The organism is Streptomyces sp. NPDC020965, from assembly GCF_044333555.1.
Lineage (GTDB): Bacteria > Actinomycetota > Actinomycetes > Streptomycetales > Streptomycetaceae > Streptomyces.
The window spans coordinates 131,547-149,284 of the sequence record NZ_JBIRRE010000009.1; the positions used below are offsets into that span (position 1 = coordinate 131,547).

At 70.3% G+C, this 17,738-nt stretch carries 16 protein-coding genes; 2 read left to right on the plus strand and 14 right to left on the minus strand.

Annotated features, from left to right (window positions below; translation table 11 throughout):
* Positions 1 to 106: 106 nt before the first annotated feature.
* The 14 genes from ACH4S7_RS25755 to pgsA form a co-directional block, all read right to left on the minus strand.
* Positions 107 to 649 carry an adenine phosphoribosyltransferase gene (locus ACH4S7_RS25755; protein ID WP_398523659.1) on the minus strand — a complete coding sequence of 181 codons (543 nt, stop codon included), beginning with the start codon at positions 647 to 649 and terminating at the stop codon, positions 107 to 109.
* On the minus strand, positions 646 to 1,764 hold the full coding sequence (secF, locus tag ACH4S7_RS25760) for a protein translocase subunit SecF (protein ID WP_398523660.1): 1,119 nt from the start codon (positions 1,762 to 1,764) through the stop codon (positions 646 to 648). The genes ACH4S7_RS25755 and secF overlap by 4 nt, the downstream gene beginning before the upstream one ends.
* Position 1,765: 1 nt before the next feature.
* Positions 1,766 to 3,529, minus strand: coding sequence for a protein translocase subunit SecD (gene secD, locus ACH4S7_RS25765; RefSeq protein ID WP_398523661.1), 1,764 nt, complete (start codon positions 3,527 to 3,529; stop codon positions 1,766 to 1,768).
* A gap of 146 nt (positions 3,530 to 3,675) precedes the next feature.
* Positions 3,676 to 4,143, minus strand: a complete 468-nt coding sequence (gene yajC / locus ACH4S7_RS25770; RefSeq protein ID WP_398523662.1) for a preprotein translocase subunit YajC — start codon at positions 4,141 to 4,143, stop codon at positions 3,676 to 3,678.
* 165 nt (positions 4,144 to 4,308) lie between these two features.
* Positions 4,309 to 5,400 carry a Holliday junction branch migration DNA helicase RuvB gene (ruvB, locus tag ACH4S7_RS25775; protein WP_398523663.1) on the minus strand — a complete coding sequence of 364 codons (1,092 nt, stop codon included), beginning with the start codon at positions 5,398 to 5,400 and terminating at the stop codon, positions 4,309 to 4,311.
* A 224-nt stretch (positions 5,401 to 5,624) separates the two neighbouring features.
* Positions 5,625 to 6,242, minus strand: a complete 618-nt coding sequence (ruvA, locus tag ACH4S7_RS25780; protein ID WP_398523664.1) for a Holliday junction branch migration protein RuvA — start codon at positions 6,240 to 6,242, stop codon at positions 5,625 to 5,627.
* Positions 6,239 to 6,769: a crossover junction endodeoxyribonuclease RuvC gene (gene ruvC / locus ACH4S7_RS25785; RefSeq protein ID WP_398523665.1), complete on the minus strand. Its 531-nt coding sequence runs from the start codon at positions 6,767 to 6,769 to the stop codon at positions 6,239 to 6,241. The genes ruvA and ruvC overlap by 4 nt, the downstream gene beginning before the upstream one ends.
* Before the next feature lie 160 nt (positions 6,770 to 6,929).
* Positions 6,930 to 7,682, minus strand: coding sequence for a YebC/PmpR family DNA-binding transcriptional regulator (locus ACH4S7_RS25790; protein WP_398523666.1), 753 nt, complete (start codon positions 7,680 to 7,682; stop codon positions 6,930 to 6,932).
* Positions 7,683 to 7,745: 63 nt separating this feature from the next.
* Positions 7,746 to 8,336: a pyridoxal 5'-phosphate synthase glutaminase subunit PdxT gene (gene pdxT, locus ACH4S7_RS25795; RefSeq protein WP_398523667.1), complete on the minus strand. Its 591-nt coding sequence runs from the start codon at positions 8,334 to 8,336 to the stop codon at positions 7,746 to 7,748.
* Positions 8,336 to 9,259, minus strand: a complete 924-nt coding sequence (gene pdxS / locus ACH4S7_RS25800) for a pyridoxal 5'-phosphate synthase lyase subunit PdxS (protein ID WP_398523668.1) — start codon at positions 9,257 to 9,259, stop codon at positions 8,336 to 8,338. The genes pdxT and pdxS overlap by 1 nt, the downstream gene beginning before the upstream one ends.
* A gap of 177 nt (positions 9,260 to 9,436) precedes the next feature.
* Positions 9,437 to 9,982, minus strand: a complete 546-nt coding sequence (locus ACH4S7_RS25805; RefSeq protein WP_398523669.1) for a hypothetical protein — start codon at positions 9,980 to 9,982, stop codon at positions 9,437 to 9,439.
* 509 nt (positions 9,983 to 10,491) lie between these two features.
* Entirely contained in the window at positions 10,492 to 11,652 is a 1,161-nt protein-coding gene (locus tag ACH4S7_RS25810; RefSeq protein WP_398523670.1) for a glycosyltransferase family 4 protein, read from the minus strand.
* Positions 11,649 to 12,560 (minus strand): phosphatidylinositol mannoside acyltransferase, encoded by a 912-nt coding sequence (locus tag ACH4S7_RS25815; RefSeq protein ID WP_398523671.1) that lies wholly within the window; start codon positions 12,558 to 12,560, stop codon positions 11,649 to 11,651. The genes ACH4S7_RS25810 and ACH4S7_RS25815 overlap by 4 nt, the downstream gene beginning before the upstream one ends.
* Entirely contained in the window at positions 12,560 to 13,219 is a 660-nt protein-coding gene (pgsA, locus tag ACH4S7_RS25820; RefSeq protein ID WP_398523672.1) for a phosphatidylinositol phosphate synthase, read from the minus strand. The genes ACH4S7_RS25815 and pgsA overlap by 1 nt, the downstream gene beginning before the upstream one ends.
* Before the next feature lie 381 nt (positions 13,220 to 13,600).
* Between pgsA and ACH4S7_RS25825 the strand changes: the two genes are divergently transcribed.
* Positions 13,601 to 15,820: an elongation factor G-like protein EF-G2 gene (locus ACH4S7_RS25825; RefSeq protein ID WP_398523673.1), complete on the plus strand. Its 2,220-nt coding sequence runs from the start codon at positions 13,601 to 13,603 to the stop codon at positions 15,818 to 15,820.
* Positions 15,821 to 16,036: 216 nt separating this feature from the next.
* Entirely contained in the window at positions 16,037 to 17,692 is a 1,656-nt protein-coding gene (locus ACH4S7_RS25830; protein WP_398523674.1) for a hypothetical protein, read from the plus strand.
* Positions 17,693 to 17,738 lie beyond the last annotated feature (46 nt).

Here is a 17,738-nt window from a genome sequence, read left to right on the forward strand (position 1 = left end):
TCGACCTCGGCGTACTGGTGCTCCAGGGGATGAAACGGGCCCCTGGGGTCCTGGAATTCCCAGGACGCCCCCAGGGGCCCGTTCCGACAGCCTCGGAAGGCGTGGCTCACAGGGTGAGCAGCGCCTCCAGCGGAGCTCCGCGCAGGGCGGGCTCCAGGCGGTCACGGCCGCCGAGGAAGCCCAGCTCCATCAGGACCGAGACGCCCGCCACCTCGGCGCCGCCGCGGCGGATCAGCTCCAGCGCGGCTCCGGCGGTGCCACCGGTGGCGAGCACATCGTCGATGACCATGACCCGGTCGCCCGGCCGCAGGTCCTCGGCGTGCACCTCGATCTCGGCGGAGCCGTACTCCAGGTCGTACCCCTGCGAGAGGGTGACTCCGGGGAGCTTGCCCGCCTTGCGCACGGGGACGAATCCCAGCCCGGCGCGGACCGCCACGGGGGCGCCCAGGATGAAGCCGCGCGCCTCCAGACCGACGATCTTCGTGGCCCCGTGCCGCACGCACAGACCGACGAGCGCGTCGGTCAGGGCGGTGAACGCCTCGGGGTCAGCGAGCAGCGGGGTGATGTCCTTGAAGACCACTCCCGGCTGCGGATAGTCGGGTACGTCACGGATGCGGCTGAGGAGCAACTCCTGGGGGACGGTGGTCATCGGCGTCGGTCCGACGAACGGCCGCGACCCCGGCCACGCGGGCCGACCACGGCACCGGCGGCACCCGCGGCGGCGGTGTCACCGGGCAGCGCATCACCCTCGGACCCCTCCGAACCGTCGGTGTCGTCCGGGGACTCGCCCCTGGCCTCGGCGGCTGCACGCTTGGCGAGCACCCGCTTCTTCAGGGCCTTCATCTGCGGGTCGCGTTCCTTGAAGTCGGCGACGAGCGGGGTGGCGATGAAGATGGAGGAGTACGCACCGGCCGCGAGGCCGACGAAGAGCGACAGGGAGATGTCGTTCAACATGCCGGCGCCGAGGAAGCCACCGCCGATGAAGAGCAGACCGGCGACCGGGAGCAGGGCGACCACGGTGGTGTTGATGGAACGCACCAGGGTGGCGTTGAGGCTGCGGTTGGCGACCTCGCTGTAGGTCGATTGCGTCTGTTTAGTGATCCCGACGGCGCCCTCCTTGAGACCGTCGAACACGACGACGGTGTCGTAGAGGGAGTAACCAAGGATCGTGAGCAGACCGATCACCGTGCCCGGGGTGACCTCGAAGCCGACCAGTGCGTAGACACCGACGGTGATGGTGAGGTCGTGGATGAGCGCGATGAGCGCGGCGAGCGCCATTCTCCACTCGAAGGCGATGGCCAGATAGATCACCACCAGCACCATGAAGATGGCGAGGCCGGTCCATGCCTTGTTGGCGATCTGCTTGCCCCAGCTCGGACCGACCAGCTCCGCGTCGATCTTGTCCGCGGGGATCTTCATGTCCTGCGCGAGCTGGTTTTGGATCTTGGTGGCCTGGGCCGTGTCCAGGCCACTGACCTGGATGCGCATCGTGCCGTTGCCCAGCTTCTGGACGATGGCGTCGTGGCCGGATGCCTCTTCCGCGTACTCCTTGGCGTGAGTCACGGAGACGCTGGTCTTCGGGGTGGTGAAGACCGCGCCGCCCTTGAACTCGATGCCCATGTTGAGGCCCCGGATCGCCAGGCCCGCGATGGCCGCGATGGTGATCAGGATCGAGACGGCATACCAGAACTTGCGCTTGGCGACGAAGTCGTAACCGATCTCGCCGCGATAGAGCTTGGCACCAATGGTGCTGAGACGCGACATCTCACGCCTCCTTCGGGTCGGTGGGGGCGGAAGCGACGCGGCGCGAGCGACGCAGCGGGGGCTTGGCTCCCAGACGCGTCGGATCGAGACCGGACCAGGGGTGACCGCCGGCGAAGAACTCGGTACGGGCGAGGATGGTCATGATCGGCTTGGTGAAGAAGAACACCACGACGACGTCGAGCAGGGTGGTCAGACCGAGCGTGAACGCGAAGCCCTGGACCTTGCCGACCGTGACGAGGAAGAGCACCGCGGCGGCGAGGAACGACACGAAGTCGGAGACCAGGATGGTGCGCCGCGCGCGCGGCCAGGCACGCTGCACGGCCGGCCCGAGCGTGCGGCCCTCGCGGATCTCATCTCGGATGCGTTCGAAGTACACGATGAACGAGTCCGCGGTGATACCGATGGCGACGATAGCGCCACAGACGGCGGGCAGGTTCAGCGCGAAGCCGATGGCCGGGCCGAGCAGTGCCATCAGCGAGTAGGTGAGACCGGCCGAGACCAGGAGGCTCAGGATGGCGACCATGGCCAGACCGCGGTAGTAGGCGATCAGGTAGATGATGACCAGCGCGAGACCGATGGCACCGGCGATCAGACCGGCCTTCAACTGCTCACCGCCGAGCGCCGCGCTCACGGTGGTGACGCTCTGCTCCTCGAAGGTCAGGGGCAGCGCGCCGTACGACAGGATGTTGCCGAGGTCCTGCGCCGACTGCTGGTTGAAGTTGCCGGAGATCTCGGCGTTGGCGCTGAGCGTCTGGTTGACCTGCGGGGCCGAGACGACCTCGCCGTCCAGGACGATCGCGAACTGGTTCTGCGGCGACTGCGACTGCGACAGCTTGCTGGTGATCTTCTGGAACTTCTTCGAGCCGGAGCTGGTGAAGTCCATCGTGACGATCCACATGCCGCGCTGCTGGTCGAGCTGGCCCTTGGCGTCGTCGACGTCCTTGCCGTCGACCTCGGCCGGGCCGAGGATGTACTTCTCCCACTGGTCGGCGCCGTTCTTGCCACAGGCGACCGTGGGCTCCTCGGGCCGGACATTGTCACCGACCGCGCCGCGCGCCTTGGGGTCGAGGCAGTTCAGCGCGGTGAACTTCTTCTCCAGCTCGGCCGCGCCCGGAGGGGCGGAGGGGGTCGGGGCCGGGGGCTCCGACGCCTTCGGCGTGCCGGACGGGGTACCGGAGGCGGCCGGCGTGGGAGCCTTCAGCCCTTCGGTGACGGCGCGGCCCTGGGGACTGCCGCTGGGGTTCGACTCACCGGACGGGGGGGTCGCCTTCTCGGCGTCCTTGTCTGTCTTGCCGTCGGTGGGCTTGCCCTTGGCGGACTCCGAGGGGCTCGGGACGGGCGCCGGGGTCGTGCCCCCCGCGGCGACGTTCAGAACGGGCCGGAAGTAGAGCTGGGCGGTGGTACCGACCTGCTTACGGGCCTGCTCGGAATTGGTCCCCTTGGGGATGTTGACGATGATGTTCTCGCGGCCCTGGGTCTGGACCTCGGCCTCCGAGACACCCAGACCATTGACACGGCGCTCGATGATGCCGACCGCGGTGTTCATATTGGTCTCGTTGATCGCGCTTTCCTTGCCGGGCTCAGCCTCGGCCTTCAGCGTGATCGTCGTACCGCCCGCGAGATCGATGCCCAGCCGCGGCGTGGTGTGTCCGGAGACAAACATCCCGGCGGTCAGTGCGACCATGGCGATCAGGATCAGAACCAGGGTGCGCCCCGGCTTTCCCTGAGCCCCCGCGGGCCTTCGGCCCCTCTTCGGTGCTGCCACCTTCTCGATTCTCCCTGTCCAACCGCCCCGCGCCGGGTACGCGCCGGGGCGGCCACGAAGTGTTGTGGGGACCTGCCCCCGCAGAAGTCAACACGACCAAGGGACCGCGCGGCACCGGTCAGAGCCGCCGCGGTCCCAGAACCTGGCTACTTGTCGCTGTCGCCCTTGCCGTCCTTGGGCTCGTCGGCGGCGTCCGTGCTCCCGGTCTCCTCCGACTCGGGCTTCTTGCCGAGGTCGATCTTGGGCGCATCCGACGCGGCGGAGTCGTCGGAGCCGGTCAGCGAGGAGGCGTCGTCCGGGACGACCGGCGTCTCTTCGTCGGCCACCTGAGCGTCGCCGTGCACGATGCGGTTGTACTCGTCGTCGTCGAGAACCGCGCCGATGGCGTTCTTCGCATAGATGGCGTGGACGCCGGGGGCGACCTCAAGGAGCACGGTGTCGTCGTGAAGCTCCTTGACGGTGGCGTACATGCCCCCGATCGTCCGCACGCCGGTGCCTGGCTGCATCGAGTCACGCATCTGCGCGGCCTGCTGCTGCTTCTTCTTGGCGGACCGGGTCATCAGGAACATGGCCCCGATGAGCACAATGAAGGGGAGGAGGGTCACGAGACTCACGGGAAGAAACTTCCTTCACACGACCGCGTCGGAGAGGCGGCCTATCTACGGGGGTGGGTACGCCGACGTGGAAGGTCGGCATCGGCGGAGTCTAAGCGAGTCCGCATCATTGGAACAACGCCCAGCATCCCACTGTGGTTCCTGCCCGGCCCGGTGCCCGCGCCGTCACGCCCCGAACAACCCGGGTTGTCCGCTTGCGCCCGGTGTCTGCGGTGGGGGTACGAGACCGAGATGAGCCCAGGCCGCAGGGGTGGCGACCCGGCCGCGCGGGGTGCGGGCCAGCAGTCCCTCCCGTACGAGGAAGGGCTCCGCGACCTCCTCGACGGTCTCCCGCTCCTCCCCCACGGCCACCGCGAGCGTCGACAGGCCCACCGGGCCGCCGCCGAACAGCTTGAGCAGGGCCTGGAGCACGGCGCGGTCGAGCCGGTCGAGGCCGCGGTGATCCACCTCGTACACCCGCAGGGCGGCGGCGGCCACCTCACGGGTGATCCGGCCGTCCACCTTGACCTGGGAGTAGTCGCGGACCCGGCGGAGCAGGCGGTTGGCGATACGGGGGGTGCCCCGGGAGCGGCCGGCGATCTCCGCGGCGCCCTCGACGTCGATCTCCAGGTCGAGCAATTGGGCCGAACGGTGGATGACCCGCTCCAGCTCGGCCGGGTCGTAGAACTCCATGTGACCGGTGAAGCCGAACCGGTCACGCAGCGGGGGCGGCAGCAGTCCGGCCCGGGTGGTGGCGCCGACCAGGGTGAACGGCGGCAGCTCCAGCGGGATGGCGGTGGCGCCGGGGCCCTTGCCCACGATCACGTCGACCCGGAAGTCCTCCATGGCCATGTAGAGCATTTCCTCGGCGGGCCGGGACATCCGGTGGATCTCGTCGAGGAAGAGGACCTCGCCCTCCTGGAGGGAGGAGAGGATCGCGGCGAGATCACCGGCGTGCTGGATGGCGGGGCCCGAGGTGATCCGGATCGGCGCCTTCATCTCCGCCGCGATGATCATCGACAGGGTGGTCTTGCCGAGCCCCGGTGCACCGGAGAGCAGGACGTGGTCGGCGGTGGCGCCACGGGCGAGAGCCGCCTTCAGGACGAGGTCGAGCTGCTCACGGACGCGCTCCTGGCCCACGAACTCGCCCAGCGACTTCGGCCGCAGGGCCGCCTCGACGGCCTGGTCCTCGCCGTCGGCGGAGGCGCCGACGAGCCGTCCGTCGGCCGGGGCCGGGGCGTCATCGGCCGGGGCGGGAGTGCTGTCGTCCCAGTTCACTGCGGATGTGCCTCATGTGGTCGGGGCGGCGGGAGCCACCTGCGGTCAGGTCTTGATCCATGAGAAGCGCGAATCGACTAGCGCTCCTCCCGTACGGAAGTGGCTGCTGCCGGGCCCGGTACCGTCCGGCGCGGAACAGTCGCGCCGGTCGACCAGCGCATCGACTCGGAGCGGGGCCGGGGTCCGCGAGTGACTCACGGCCCTCCCGCCGGGGGGGACCCGCGTCATCTCGTGCGGTTCAGGGTTTGGAGGGCGGCCTTGAGCAACCGGCCGACCTGGGGCTCCCCGGCCATCGCCTCGGCCTCCGGGGTGACCGCCGCCACCGCCTCGTCGGCCTCGCGGGTGGCGTACCCGAGGCCGATCAGGGCGGCGTGGAGCTGGTCCCGCCAGGACGGGGTGACCGCGCTGCCGACCCCCCGCAGGGCGCCCGGGGTCCCGACGGGCTCCCCGAGGCGGTCCCGCAGCTCCAGGAGCAGCTTCTGCGCGCCCTTCTTTCCGATGCCGGGGACGGCGGTCAGCGCCTTCTCGTCACCGGAGGCGACGGCGATACGCAGCGCGTCGGGGCTGTGCACGGCGAGCATCGCCTGTGCCAACCGGGGGCCGACACCACTCGCCGTCTGGAGCAGCTCGAAGATCTGGCGCTCGTCGTCGTCCGCGAAGCCGTACAGGGTGAGGGAGTCCTCGCGGACCACCAGGGAGGTCGCGAGCCTGGCCGGCTGTCCCAGCCGGAGCCCAGCGAGGGTGTTCGGCGCGCACTGGACGGCCATCCCGACACCGCCGACCTCGATCACGGCGGTGGTGGGGGCGAGGGCGGCGACCGGGCCGCTCACAAAGGCGATCATGCGGTACGGCCTTTCGCTGCGTGCTGGGCTACTGCCCGCTGGAGACGGTTCTGCGCGGGGGTGCGCCAGATGTGACAGATGGCGAGCGCGAGGGCGTCCGCCGCGTCCGCGGGCTTCGGCGGGGCGTCGAGCCTCAGCAGCCGGGTCACCATCGCGCCGACCTGGGCCTTGTCGGCACGACCGCTGCCGGTGACGGCGGCCTTCACCTCGCTGGGGGTGTGCAGGACGACCGGGAGGCCGCGGCGGGAGGCGCAGAGCATGGCCACCGCGCTGGCCTGGGCGGTGCCCATCACCGTACGCACGTTGTGCTGGCTGAACACCCGCTCCACGGCGACGCATTCGGGCTGGTACTCGTCGAGCCACTGCTCGATACCGCGCTCGATGGCGACCAGCCGGGTGCCCAGCTCCGCGTCGGCCGCGGTGCGGACGACGCCAACGCCGAGCATCGTCAGCGGGCGGCCGGCGACACCCTCGACGACGCCGACACCGCACCGCGTCAGCCCTGGGTCCACCCCGAGAACGCGCACGCACCCCTCCTTGGTTCAGCTGTTCGTGCAGGCTATCCGCTCGCACTGACAACGCACACGGAACGGGCCGACGGGGATGTCTCTCCCGTCGGCCCGTTCTCGGCGGCAACCATGAGCAGGTCCGTGTGAAGGCGTGGCGGACCGGCTCCGTGCGCGGCTGTCAGACGTCGACCTTCTCCATGACCTCATCGGACACGTCGAAGTTGGCGAAGACGTTCTGCACGTCGTCGCTGTCCTCCAGCGCGTCGATCAGCTTGAAGATCTTCCGCGCACCGTCCTCGTCCAGCTCGACCTGCATGGTCGGGACGAAGTTGGCCTCGGCGGAGTCGTAGTCGATGCCCTCGGCCTGGAGCGCGGTACGGACCGCGACCAGGTCGGTGGCCTCGCTGAGCACCTCGAAGGACTCACCGAGGTCGTTGACTTCCTCGGCGCCCGCGTCGAGCACCGCACCGAGCACGTCGTCCTCGCTCAGCCCGGCCTTGGGGACGATCACCACGCCCTTGCGGTGGAAGAGGTAGGAGACCGAGCCGGGGTCCGCCATCGAGCCGCCGTTGCGGGTCATCGCGACGCGGACGTCGGAGGCCGCGCGGTTGCGGTTGTCGGTGAGGCACTCGATGAGCACGGCGACGCCGTTCGGGCCATACCCCTCGTACATGATCGTCTCGTAGTCGGCGCCGCCGGCCTCCAGGCCGGCGCCGCGCTTGAGGGCCGAGTCGATGTTCTTATTGGGAACCGACTGCTTCTTCGCCTTCTGAATGGCGTCGAAGAGGGTCGGGTTGCCTTCGACATCGGCGCCGCCGGTCCGGGCCGCGACCTCGATGTTCTTGATCAGCTTCGCGAAGAGCTTGCCGCGCTTGGCGTCGATCACGGCCTTCTTGTGCTTCGTCGTAGCCCATTTAGAGTGGCCGGACATCTGCCTGTCTCCTTCGCGTTACCCATTGCTGCTGCGTTCGGCAGCGATCCTACCGGGAGCGCGTCATCGGGCCGCGCGCACCATATCCACGAAGAATCCGTGCACCCGGTGGTCTCCGGTGAGTTCGGGGTGGAAGGAGGTCGCGAGCGCCCGGCCCTGTCGTACGGCGACGACATGACCGTCGTACTCGGCGAGCACCTCGACCTCCGCGCCGATCGACTCCACCCAGGGCGCCCGGATGAAGACGCCCTCGACCGGGCCGCCCTCGATCCCCGTCAGTTCGACGGCCGCCTCGAAGGATTCGTTCTGGCGGCCGAAGGCGTTACGGCGGACGATCATGTCGATGCCGCCGATGGTCTCCTGGCCGGACCGGGGGTCGAGGATCTTGTCGGCGAGCATGATCAGACCGGCGCAGGTGCCGTACACGGGAAGGCCGGCGCGGACCCGCTCACGCAGCGGCTCCATCATGCCGAAGAGGTTCGCCAGCCGGGACATGGTGGTCGACTCGCCACCGGGCACGACCAGGCCGTCGATCTCGGCCAGCTCTTCCGGGCGCCTGACCGGCCTGGCCACGGCGTCCACCGCGGCCAGGGCGATCAGATGCTCCCGTACATCGCCCTGGAGAGCCAGGACACCGATCACGGGAGTGGTCATCACCAGCCCCGGTTGGCGTAACGCTCGGCCTCGGGCAGGGTGTCGCAGTTGATGCCGACCATGGCCTCGCCCAGGTTGCGGGAGGCGTCCGCGATGACCTTGGGGTCGTCGTAGAAGGTGGTGGCCTTCACGATCGCGGCGGCGCGCTTGGCCGGGTCACCGGACTTGAAGATGCCGGAGCCGACGAAGACGCCCTCGGCACCGAGCTGGCGCATCAGCGCGGCGTCGGCGGGGGTGGCCACACCACCGGCCGAGAAGAGGACCACGGGCAGCTTGCCCAGCTCCGCGACCTCCTTGACCAGCTCGTAGGGGGCGCGCAGTTCCTTGGCCGCGGCGTACAGCTCGTTGTTGTCGTAGCCGCGGAGCCGGGCGATCTCGTTCTTGATCTGCCGCAGGTGGCGGACGGCCTCGACCACATTGCCGGTGCCGGCCTCGCCCTTGGAGCGGATCATCGCGGCGCCCTCGGCGATCCGGCGCAGGGCCTCGCCCAGATTGGTGGCACCACAGACGAAGGGCGTGGTGAAGGCCCACTTGTCGGAGTGGTTGACCTCGTCGGCGGGGGTCAGCACCTCGGACTCGTCGATGTAGTCCACTCCGAGCGACTGGAGCACCTGGGCCTCGACGAAGTGGCCGATCCGGGACTTCGCCATGACCGGGATGGAGACCGCCTCGATGATCTCCTCGATCATGTTCGGGTCGGACATCCGGGCCACTCCGCCGTCCTTGCGGATATCGGCGGGGACCCGCTCCAGGGCCATGACGGCGACCGCGCCGGCGTCCTCGGCGATCTTGGCCTGCGCGGCGTCGACCACGTCCATGATGACGCCGCCCTTGAGCTGCTCGGCCATGCCGCGCTTGACGCGGGCGGTGCCGGTCGCCGGGCTGCCGGCCGACTGCGGGGTGCTGGAGAGCGTGCTGGACACGGAGAGACCTCACTGGATGACGACAACGGGGGATGTGTCATCGATGGAACAACTCGCGACCAGTCCACAGCAAGGGCCAATGAATAGCCGGTGGATCGTTTTCGACCGGCGTTCCGCCCGCCACGCGCGGGGGTGTGGTCGGGGACGGCCGGGCGGGTGGCTCAGGTGACGGGTGGCTCAGGTGACGGAGCGATCCGCCAGCGCGGTCGGCGGCTCGTCGTCCATCTCGAAGGCCAGCGGGAACGGCGCGTGGCCGGCCAGCCGGAACCAGCGCACCGTGCGGTGGCGGCGGAGCGCCCTGGCCGCGCGCACGGTGTCGTTGTGGAACCGCCGTGCCATCGGGACCCGGCGTACGGACTGCGCCAGCTCGACGGTGGCGTCCTCGCCGCCCGGCACCTCGCGGACCGCCTCGACCTGCGCCGTCTCCTCGAACACGGCCCGCAGGGCGGCGCTCAGCTCGCTCTCGGAGACCTCGCGGTTCTCCTCCTCCGCCTGGCGGGCGGCGTGGGCCGCCTCGTACAGCACGATCGAGGCGGCCGGGTCGAGCACCCCGGAGGTGGCCAATTCCTGGGTGACCGAGGCGCGTCGCAGGAGTTGGGCGTCGAGGGCGGCGCGGGCGGCGTCGATACGGGCGTGGAGGCGGTCGAGACGGCCGGCGGTCCAGCTCAGGTACATGCCGATGAGGAGGAGGGCGACGAGGATCCAGATGAGCGTTGCGGTCACGGCGCCCAAGGCTACCGCTGTGGGGGGCTGCGGCTGGTCGTGCGGCCGGTTACCCCCGGCAGCGGTCCGTTTCTCTGTGGCTCCCTGGGCACGAGGGTCCGTCCTCAATCGCCGGACGGGCTGGGAATGCGGCCCCCCGGCACGAAGGTCCGTCCTCAAACGCCGGACCGGCTGGGAATCGGCCCCCCGGCACGAAGGTCCGCCCTCAAACGCCGGACCGGCTGGGAATCGGCCCCCCGGCACGAAGGTCCGCCCTCAAACGCCGGACCGGCTGGGAATCGGCCCCCCGGCACGAAGGTCCGCCCTCAAACGCCGGACCGGCTGGGAATGCGGGCCCCATCCTCCGGCGGCCCGCTGGGAATGCGGGCCGGGGGAGGAAATTCAGCCCGTCCGGCGATTGAGGACAAGCCCCGGGGCCAGGAGGCCGAGGTAGAAATCCAGCCCGTCCGGCGATTGAGGACAAGCCCCGGAGCCAGGAGGCCCAGGATGACCCCGCCCCCCCGGAGGGGTCAGCCGCGGGCGAGGCCGAAGCGGGCGCGCAGCCCGGGGCGTTCATCCGCGGCCACCGATGCCGCGCCGTCGGTCACCGTCTCGTACACCGACAGGATGTCCGCCCCCACCGTCGACCAGTCGAAGCGCCGTACGTGCGCGCTCCCCCTGTCCCGTAGCTCCGCCCGCCGCCGGGGGTCCCCCAGCAGCCGGATCGCCGCGCCCGCCAGCGCGTCCGCGTCCTCATTGGCGAAGAGCTCCCCCGCCTCGCCCCGGTCGAGGACCTGGGTGAACGCGTCCAGGTCGCTCGCGAGCACGGGCGCGCCCGCCGACAGCGCCTCGACCAGAATGATCCCGAAGCTCTCGCCGCCCGTGTTGGGCGCGACGTACACATCGACACTGCGCAGCAGCCGCGCCTTGTCCTCGTCGCTGACCATGCCGAGGAATTCGACGCTCCCGCGCATCTCCTTCGGCAGTGCGGCGACCGCCTCCCGCTCGTCCCCGCGCCCCGCCACCAGCAGCCGGGTCTCCGGGTACGCGGCCAGGATCGCGGGCAGCGCCTTCATCAGCACCGGCAGTCCCTTGCGGGGCTCGTCGATGCGGCCGATGAAGCCGATGGTGCCGCCCTGCCAGTCGGGGTTCGGTTCCGCTCGTTCGAAGAAGCCGACGTCGACGCCGTTGGGGATGACGACCGCATCCCCGCCCAGATGTTCCACGAGGGTCCGCCGCGCGTACTCGCTGACCGCGATCCGCGCACTGATCTTCTCCAGCGCGGGCTGCAGGATCGGGTACGCGGCGATCATCGCGCGGGAGCGCGGGTTGGAGGTGTGGAAGGTCGCCACGATCGGCCCCTGCGCCGCCCAGCAACTGAGCAGCCCCAGCGAGGGCGTGGCCGGTTCATGGATGTGGATGACGTCGAAGGTGCCGTCGTGCAGCCAGCGCCGGACCCGCGCGGCGGAGAGGAACCCGAAGTTGAGCCGCGCGACCGAGCCGTTGTACGGGACGGGCACGGCCCGGCCGGCCGAGACGACGAAGGGCGGCAGCGGGGTCTCGTCGTCGGCCGGGGCCAGCACGGAGACCTCGTGGCCGAGCCGGATGAGGTGGTCCGCCAGATCCCGGATGTGGAACTGGACGCCGCCCGGCACGTCCCAGGAGTACGGGCAGACGATGCCGATCCTCACGACCGGCCCTCCGGGGATGTGCGGGGTTCGAGATCCGCGAGCCAGAGCCGCTGAAGCATGTGCCAGTCCTCCGGGTGCTCGGCGATTCCGGTGGCGTAGACGTCCGCCAGCGCCTGGGTCATGACCGCCCCCTTCTCGGCCCGGGTGCCCGTCTCCGGCACCTCGATGGGCGCGTGGATCCGCCCGTACATCCGGGGCGCGTCCCCGTACCAGAGGGTGACCGGCAGCAGCGCGGCGCCGGTCTGCTGGGCCAGCATCGCGGGTCCGGCCGGCATCCGGGCCGTCTCGCCGAAGTAGGACACCTCGACGCCGGACGCCGACAGGTCGCGGTCGGCGACGAGGCAGACCAGACCGCCCGCGCGCAGCCGCCGCGCCAGGGTGCCGAAGGCCGAGCCGCCCGCGTGCGGCAGCACCTCCATGCCCAGGCTCTCGCGGTAGGCCACGAACCGGTCGTACAGCGATTCGGGCTTCAGTCGCTCGGCGACGGTGGTGAAGGGGATGCCGAGCGTCCGGGTCGCCCACACGCCCGCGAGGTCCCAGTTGGCCAGGTGTGGCAGGGCGACGATCGCCCCCCGGCCGGAGTCGATGGCCTCCAGCAGATGGTGCGTGTCCTTGATCTGCACATTCTCGCGGACCTGGTCGGCGCTCCAGGTGGGCAGCCGGAAGGATTCCATCCAGTACCGCATGTACGAGCGCATCCCGGCCTTCGACAGCTCGGCGAGGCGCTCGGAACCGGCGTCGGGGACGACGCGGGCGAGGTTGGACTCCAGTCGGAGCACGCCCTGGCCACGGCGTTTCCACGCCACGTCGGCGACGGTGCGGCCGAGCGCGGCGGCCACCGGCTCCGGCAGCTTCTTGACGGTGCTCCAGCCCGCGCCGTACAGCTTGTCGGTCAGACGGTCGCGCATCAGCTCGCCTCCGCCTCGCTGCGGGCGGCGGCGTCGGCCTCCGCGGACTCCCGGCGTACCGTCACGACACGCTGTCCCAGGGTCACCGCGCTGCCGACGGCCACGATCCAGAGCGCGATCGGCAGCAGGACGTCAATACCGGGCACGCCGAAGCCGTGCAGTCCGGCCAGACCCGCCGCGACCAGAGTGATGACCAACCGTTCGGCGCGCTCGATCAGGCCGTTGACGGCGACCGGCAGTCCGATGGCCTCGCCGCGCGCCTTGGTGTACGAGACGACCTGGCCACTGGCGAGGCAGAAGATCGACACGGCGCAGAGCGCGTTGTTGTCGCCGTCGCCCGCGTACCAGAGCGCGAGCCCGCCGAAGATCGCGCCGTCGGCGACCCGGTCGAGGGTCGAGTCGAGGAACGCGCCCCATCGGCTGGAGACGCCCGCCTGGCGGGCCATATTGCCGTCAATGAGGTCCGAGAAGACGAACAGCGTGATGACGATCGTGCCCCAGAAGAACTCTCCCCGGGGGAAGAAGACCAGCGCACCCGCCATGACTCCGGCCGTACCGATGAGAGTGACCGCGTCGGGGCTCACTCCACGGCGGAGCAGAAATGCGGCGAGCGGTGTGAGGACACGCGTAAAGAATGCACGCGCGTACTTGTTCAGCATGGCCTTCCCGAGGTTTGGCTGGGCCGTGTGGCCCCATCGGCCACCGGCTGGCCCATCGTAGCCACGACGGACGCCCTCCACCGCTGGGACCCGTCGTCGCCGGCCCGTGCGCGGCGGTGCCTGGTGGTCCCCCCGGCGGTGTACGGGGGCCGGGCGTGGCGGCGGGCGGACGGAATCCGGCCGGTGCCGCCGCCACCGTCCACCTCGGCGGCGTACGACGTATGGACGCGCCCTGACCGGAGTGGAAAGCTCGAAAGACGACTGCGGGCTCCCAGGAGCCGCCACCGGACGCCGTCCGGTGGCCATCGCCCTTGTTTCCCCGCGCCCGCGGCCCCATCTCCTCACCGTGCCATCGACGCGATCGATCGGGAGGCAAGAAACATGGGCGACAAGGCGAAGAACGCACATCCCGGAGCCGCCGGCAGGGCTACAACGGCCGACCAGCCCGCATCCGTACGGAATGTGGTGCTGGTCGGCCACAGCGGATCCGGCAAGACCACCTTGATCGAGGCGCTCGCCCTCACCGCGGGAGCGGTGAACCGGGCCGGCCGGGTCGAGGACGGGGCGACGATCTCCGACTACGACGAGATCGAGCACCGGCAGCAGCGTTCCGTGCAGCTCTCGCTCGTCCCCGTCGAATGGGGCGGGTACAAGGTCAATCTGCTGGACACCCCCGGGTACGCCGATTTCGTGGGGGAGCTGAGGGCCGGTCTGCGCGCGGCGGACGCGGCCCTCTTCGTCGTATCGGCTGCGCAGGAGCCCGAGGCCGTGGCGGGCGCGACCCGCGCGGTGTGGGAGGAGTGCGCCGCGGTCGGGATGCCGCGGGCGATCGTGGTGACCCATCTGGAGACCGCCCGGACGGGGTACGACGAGCTGACCCGGGTCTGCGGGGACATCTTCGGCGGCGACGACCCGGACGCGGTGCTGCCGCTGTATCTGCCGCAGTACGGGGCACCGGGGCCGGACGGCCACCCGCCCGTCACCGGCCTGGTCGGACTGCTCACCCGGAAGATCTTCGACTACTCCTCCGGCGAGCGTAAGGAGACCCCGCCGGCCCCCGAACAGACGCCGCTGATCGAGACGGCCCGGAACCGGCTGATCGAGGGGATCATCGCCGAGAGCGAGGACGAGACCCTGATGGACCGCTACCTCAGCGGCGCGGACATCGATCTCGGCACCCTGATCGCCGATCTGGAGAAGGCCGTCGCGCGCGGCATCTTCCATCCGGTGCTGGCCGCCGCCCCCGCGGCCGATGGCGCCCGGCAGGGGCTGGGCACCGTCGAACTCCTGGATCTGATCACCGGTGGCTTCCCCACCCCGCTGGAGCCCGAGAGCCCGCTCGTCACCACTCCGCAGGGCGCGCCGCGCCCGCCGATCACCTGCGATCCCGGGGGGCCGCTGGTGGCCGAGGTGGTCAAGACCACCTCCGACCCGTACGTCGGCCGGATCTCCCTCGTCCGCGTCTTCTCCGGCACCCTGCGCAGCGACGAGACGGTGCATGTCTCCGGGCACGGTCTCACCGACCACCGGCGGGACGGCCATGACCTGCACGAGGCCAATGAGCGCGTCGGCGCGCTCTCCGTACCCTTCGGCAAGCAGCAGCGTCCGCTCGGACAGGTCGTCGCGGGCGATCTCGCCTGTGTCGCCAAACTGTCCCGCGCGGAGACCGGCGACACGCTGTCGTCGAAGGACGATCCGCTGCTGATGGACCCGTGGACGATGCCGGATCCACTGCTGCCGCTGGCGATCCAGGCGCACAGCAAGGCCGACGAGGACAAGCTCTCGCAGGGGCTGTCGAGGCTGGTCGCGGAGGATCCGACCATGCGTCTTGAACAGAACCGCGCCACCCGCCAGGTAGTGCTCTGGTGTCTGGGCGAGGCCCATGCCGATGTCGCCCTGGAGCGGCTGCGCAGCCGTTACGGCGTCCAGGTGGACGTGGTCCCGCACAAGGTGTCGTTGCGGGAGACCTTCGGGGAGCCGGCGGCGGGGCGGGGCCGGCACGTCAAGCAGTCGGGGGGCCACGGGCAGTACGCCATCTGCGAGATACGGGTGGAGCCGCTGCCCGCCGGTTCCGGTATCGAGTTCGTGGACAAGGTGGTGGGTGGCGCGGTGCCCCGCCAGTTCATCCCGTCGGTGGAGAAGGGGGTGCGCGCACAGGCGGCGCGCGGCGTGGTGGCCGGCTATCCATTGGTGGACATCCGGATCACCCTCCTGGACGGGAAGGCGCATTCGGTGGACTCGTCCGACGCCGCCTTCCAGACCGCTGGCGGGCTGGCGCTCCGCGAGGCCGCGGCGGACACCCGTATCCATCTGCTGGAGCCGGTGGCCGAAGTCCGGGTACTGGTTTCGGACGAATACGTCGGCCCGGTGATGAGCGATCTGTCCGGGCGGCGCGGCCGGGTCGTCGGTACGGAGCAGTCCTCGGGCTCCCGGACGCTCGTGCGCGCGGAGGTGCCGGAGATCGAGATCGGCCGGTACGCGATCGATCTGCGCTCCATCTCACACGGGACGGGCCAGTTCAGCCGCGCTTACGCCCGGCACGAGCCGATGCCGGCGCAGGTCGCCGACAAGGTCAGGGAGGGCACCGGGGCCGCCGTCTGACCCCCGTACGGAATGCCGCCGGCCACCCGCCCCCGGGTGGTTGGACGGCGGCGTTCCGCCACCCGCTCGCCGCCCCGGACGGGCCCCCTGTCGAAGTCACCTGACGCGGACGACGCACCCCGGATACGCTGAGGTGCCCAGTTCAGCAGGTGTGCCGGGCGCGGTAGTTGGGAACAGGCCGCAGAGCGGACGGCGACGCGGCGTTGGGGGCAGGTAGTGACGAGTGACGGTTTCGATTTCAGTCCCGGTGCCCAGATCCCGATCATGGGGTCGGCGGGACAGACCGCGGCGACGCACGCGCTGGCCTCGGCCGCGTACCGCGACAGCCCGGTCGCGGAGATCCTCACGGCGAACAGCGAGTGGCACAAGTCCGCTGTGACGGCGGGCAAGTTCTCGCTCTTCGAGCCCAATCTGGGCGAGGCGTTCTCCCGCGCGGTCCAGATGCGGACGCTCGGCGGCGGGCGCGGCGCCCTGATCCAGTCCTTCGGCACCGAGCCGCGGACGGTGGTCGAGCACTGCCTGTCCGCCAACCGCATCCGTAAGGAGCGCGACGCCAAACTCACGGCCATCACCGGGGTCTTCGGACTGCTCTTCCTGCCCGGGATGCTGCTGTGGATGGGCATCTTCCAGCTCCGCCGCACGATGGCGGGCTCCCAGGACAAGAAGGCGGGTGCCCTCGGCGTCCTGCTGATGCTCGGCATCGGCGTACTCGCCGTGATCTTCCTCATCAAACTGCCGTTCACCGGCATCCTCTCCTACTATCTGCGCGCCATGATCGTCGCCCCGGTGCTGGGCTGGTTCCTGGCGAAACAGATCTGTGAGGCCACCGCCAAGGATCTGCGGGACCGCTGGGACGGGCTGCTCTCCGGCGGCGGGGTCGCCGCCAAGGTGCCCGAGGCGGTGCCCGGGAACCCCGGCGAGACCTCGCGGGAGGAGCTGCGGCAGAACCTGGAGAAGCTCACCGCCGAGCAGCACTCCAACGCCGTCTTCTACGCCGGTCCCAAGGGGATACTCGGCATGGGCACCCGCTGGGGCAGTTGGCAGTTGGCCGAGGAGCTGGTCTCCAAGGAGCCGGGCAAGGACATCAACCAGTTCCGTAGCTGGGACGTGATACGCGCCATCCACGACCGGCTGAAGCTGCTGGAGCGCGGCCCGCTGAATTCGGGCGGGTTCCCCACTCCGTCGGTCAAGCACTGGATCGTCTCCCCGGTCGGCGAGAACGCCGGATCGGTGTCCCGGCCGGAGGGCCAGGATGTGGAGGCGTTCCAGGTCAAGGGCCATGAGCTACAGCGCATCTGCAATCACCAGCAGTTCGGCGGCGGCAATCGCCACTATCTGGGCGTGCAGTTCACGCTCTGGGACGGCCAGTTGGTGATCACCATGATGATCACGGTGACGGTGCTGCACGAGACGCTCCGCATCGAGGTCACCGGCCATGCGCTCGGCCCGGTGCACGGGCTCTTCACCAGCAAGTCGTCGCCGAAGACGGTCACGGTGAGCAAGACGGTCCGGTTCTGGGAGACCCGTACCCGGACGCTACCGCTGATCGACGCGCCGGAGGTCGTCCGCCTCGCGGTGCGCGCGCCCTTCACCTGGTACCCGCCGATCCTCGACTTCCTCGGCGGCAAGCTGGTGCTGCCGGAGCCGTTCGGGCTGCGGCACGCCTGGGCGCAGCAGCCTTGGCGGCACCGGTTCATGGCGGACGACGCGATGCGCGCGGCCACGCCGGTGCTGCGGGTGGCGCACGCGGCGGCGATGAAGGTCCTGGAGGAGAACGGCGTGGACACCGAGCGCTTCAGCAGCCGCGCCGGTTCGCTCAGTGGAGGCATCCAGGAGGCGGCGCCGAAGAAGGCCGATCTGTACGACGCCTAGCCGTTCGAGGCGGCCGAGGTTCGAGGCGGCCGAAGTCGGAGGTGTC

Bases quoted from the DNA above. Each gene is read 5' to 3' on its own strand.
- pgsA (WP_398523672.1), bottom strand. From the start codon at position 13,219: ATGCTGAACAAGTACGCGCGTGCATTCTTTACGCGTGTCCTCACACCG.
- secF (WP_398523660.1), bottom strand. From the start codon at position 1,764: ATGTCGCGTCTCAGCACCATTGGTGCCAAGCTCTATCGCGGCGAGATC.
- ruvA (WP_398523664.1), bottom strand. From the start codon at position 6,242: ATGATCGCCTTTGTGAGCGGCCCGGTCGCCGCCCTCGCCCCCACCACC.
- ACH4S7_RS25825 (WP_398523673.1), top strand. From the start codon at position 13,601: ATGGGCGACAAGGCGAAGAACGCACATCCCGGAGCCGCCGGCAGGGCT.
- ACH4S7_RS25790 (WP_398523666.1), bottom strand. From the start codon at position 7,682: ATGTCCGGCCACTCTAAATGGGCTACGACGAAGCACAAGAAGGCCGTG.
- pdxT (WP_398523667.1), bottom strand. From the start codon at position 8,336: ATGACCACTCCCGTGATCGGTGTCCTGGCTCTCCAGGGCGATGTACGG.
- ACH4S7_RS25815 (WP_398523671.1), bottom strand. From the start codon at position 12,560: ATGCGCGACCGTCTGACCGACAAGCTGTACGGCGCGGGCTGGAGCACC.
- ACH4S7_RS25755 (WP_398523659.1), bottom strand. From the start codon at position 649: ATGACCACCGTCCCCCAGGAGTTGCTCCTCAGCCGCATCCGTGACGTA.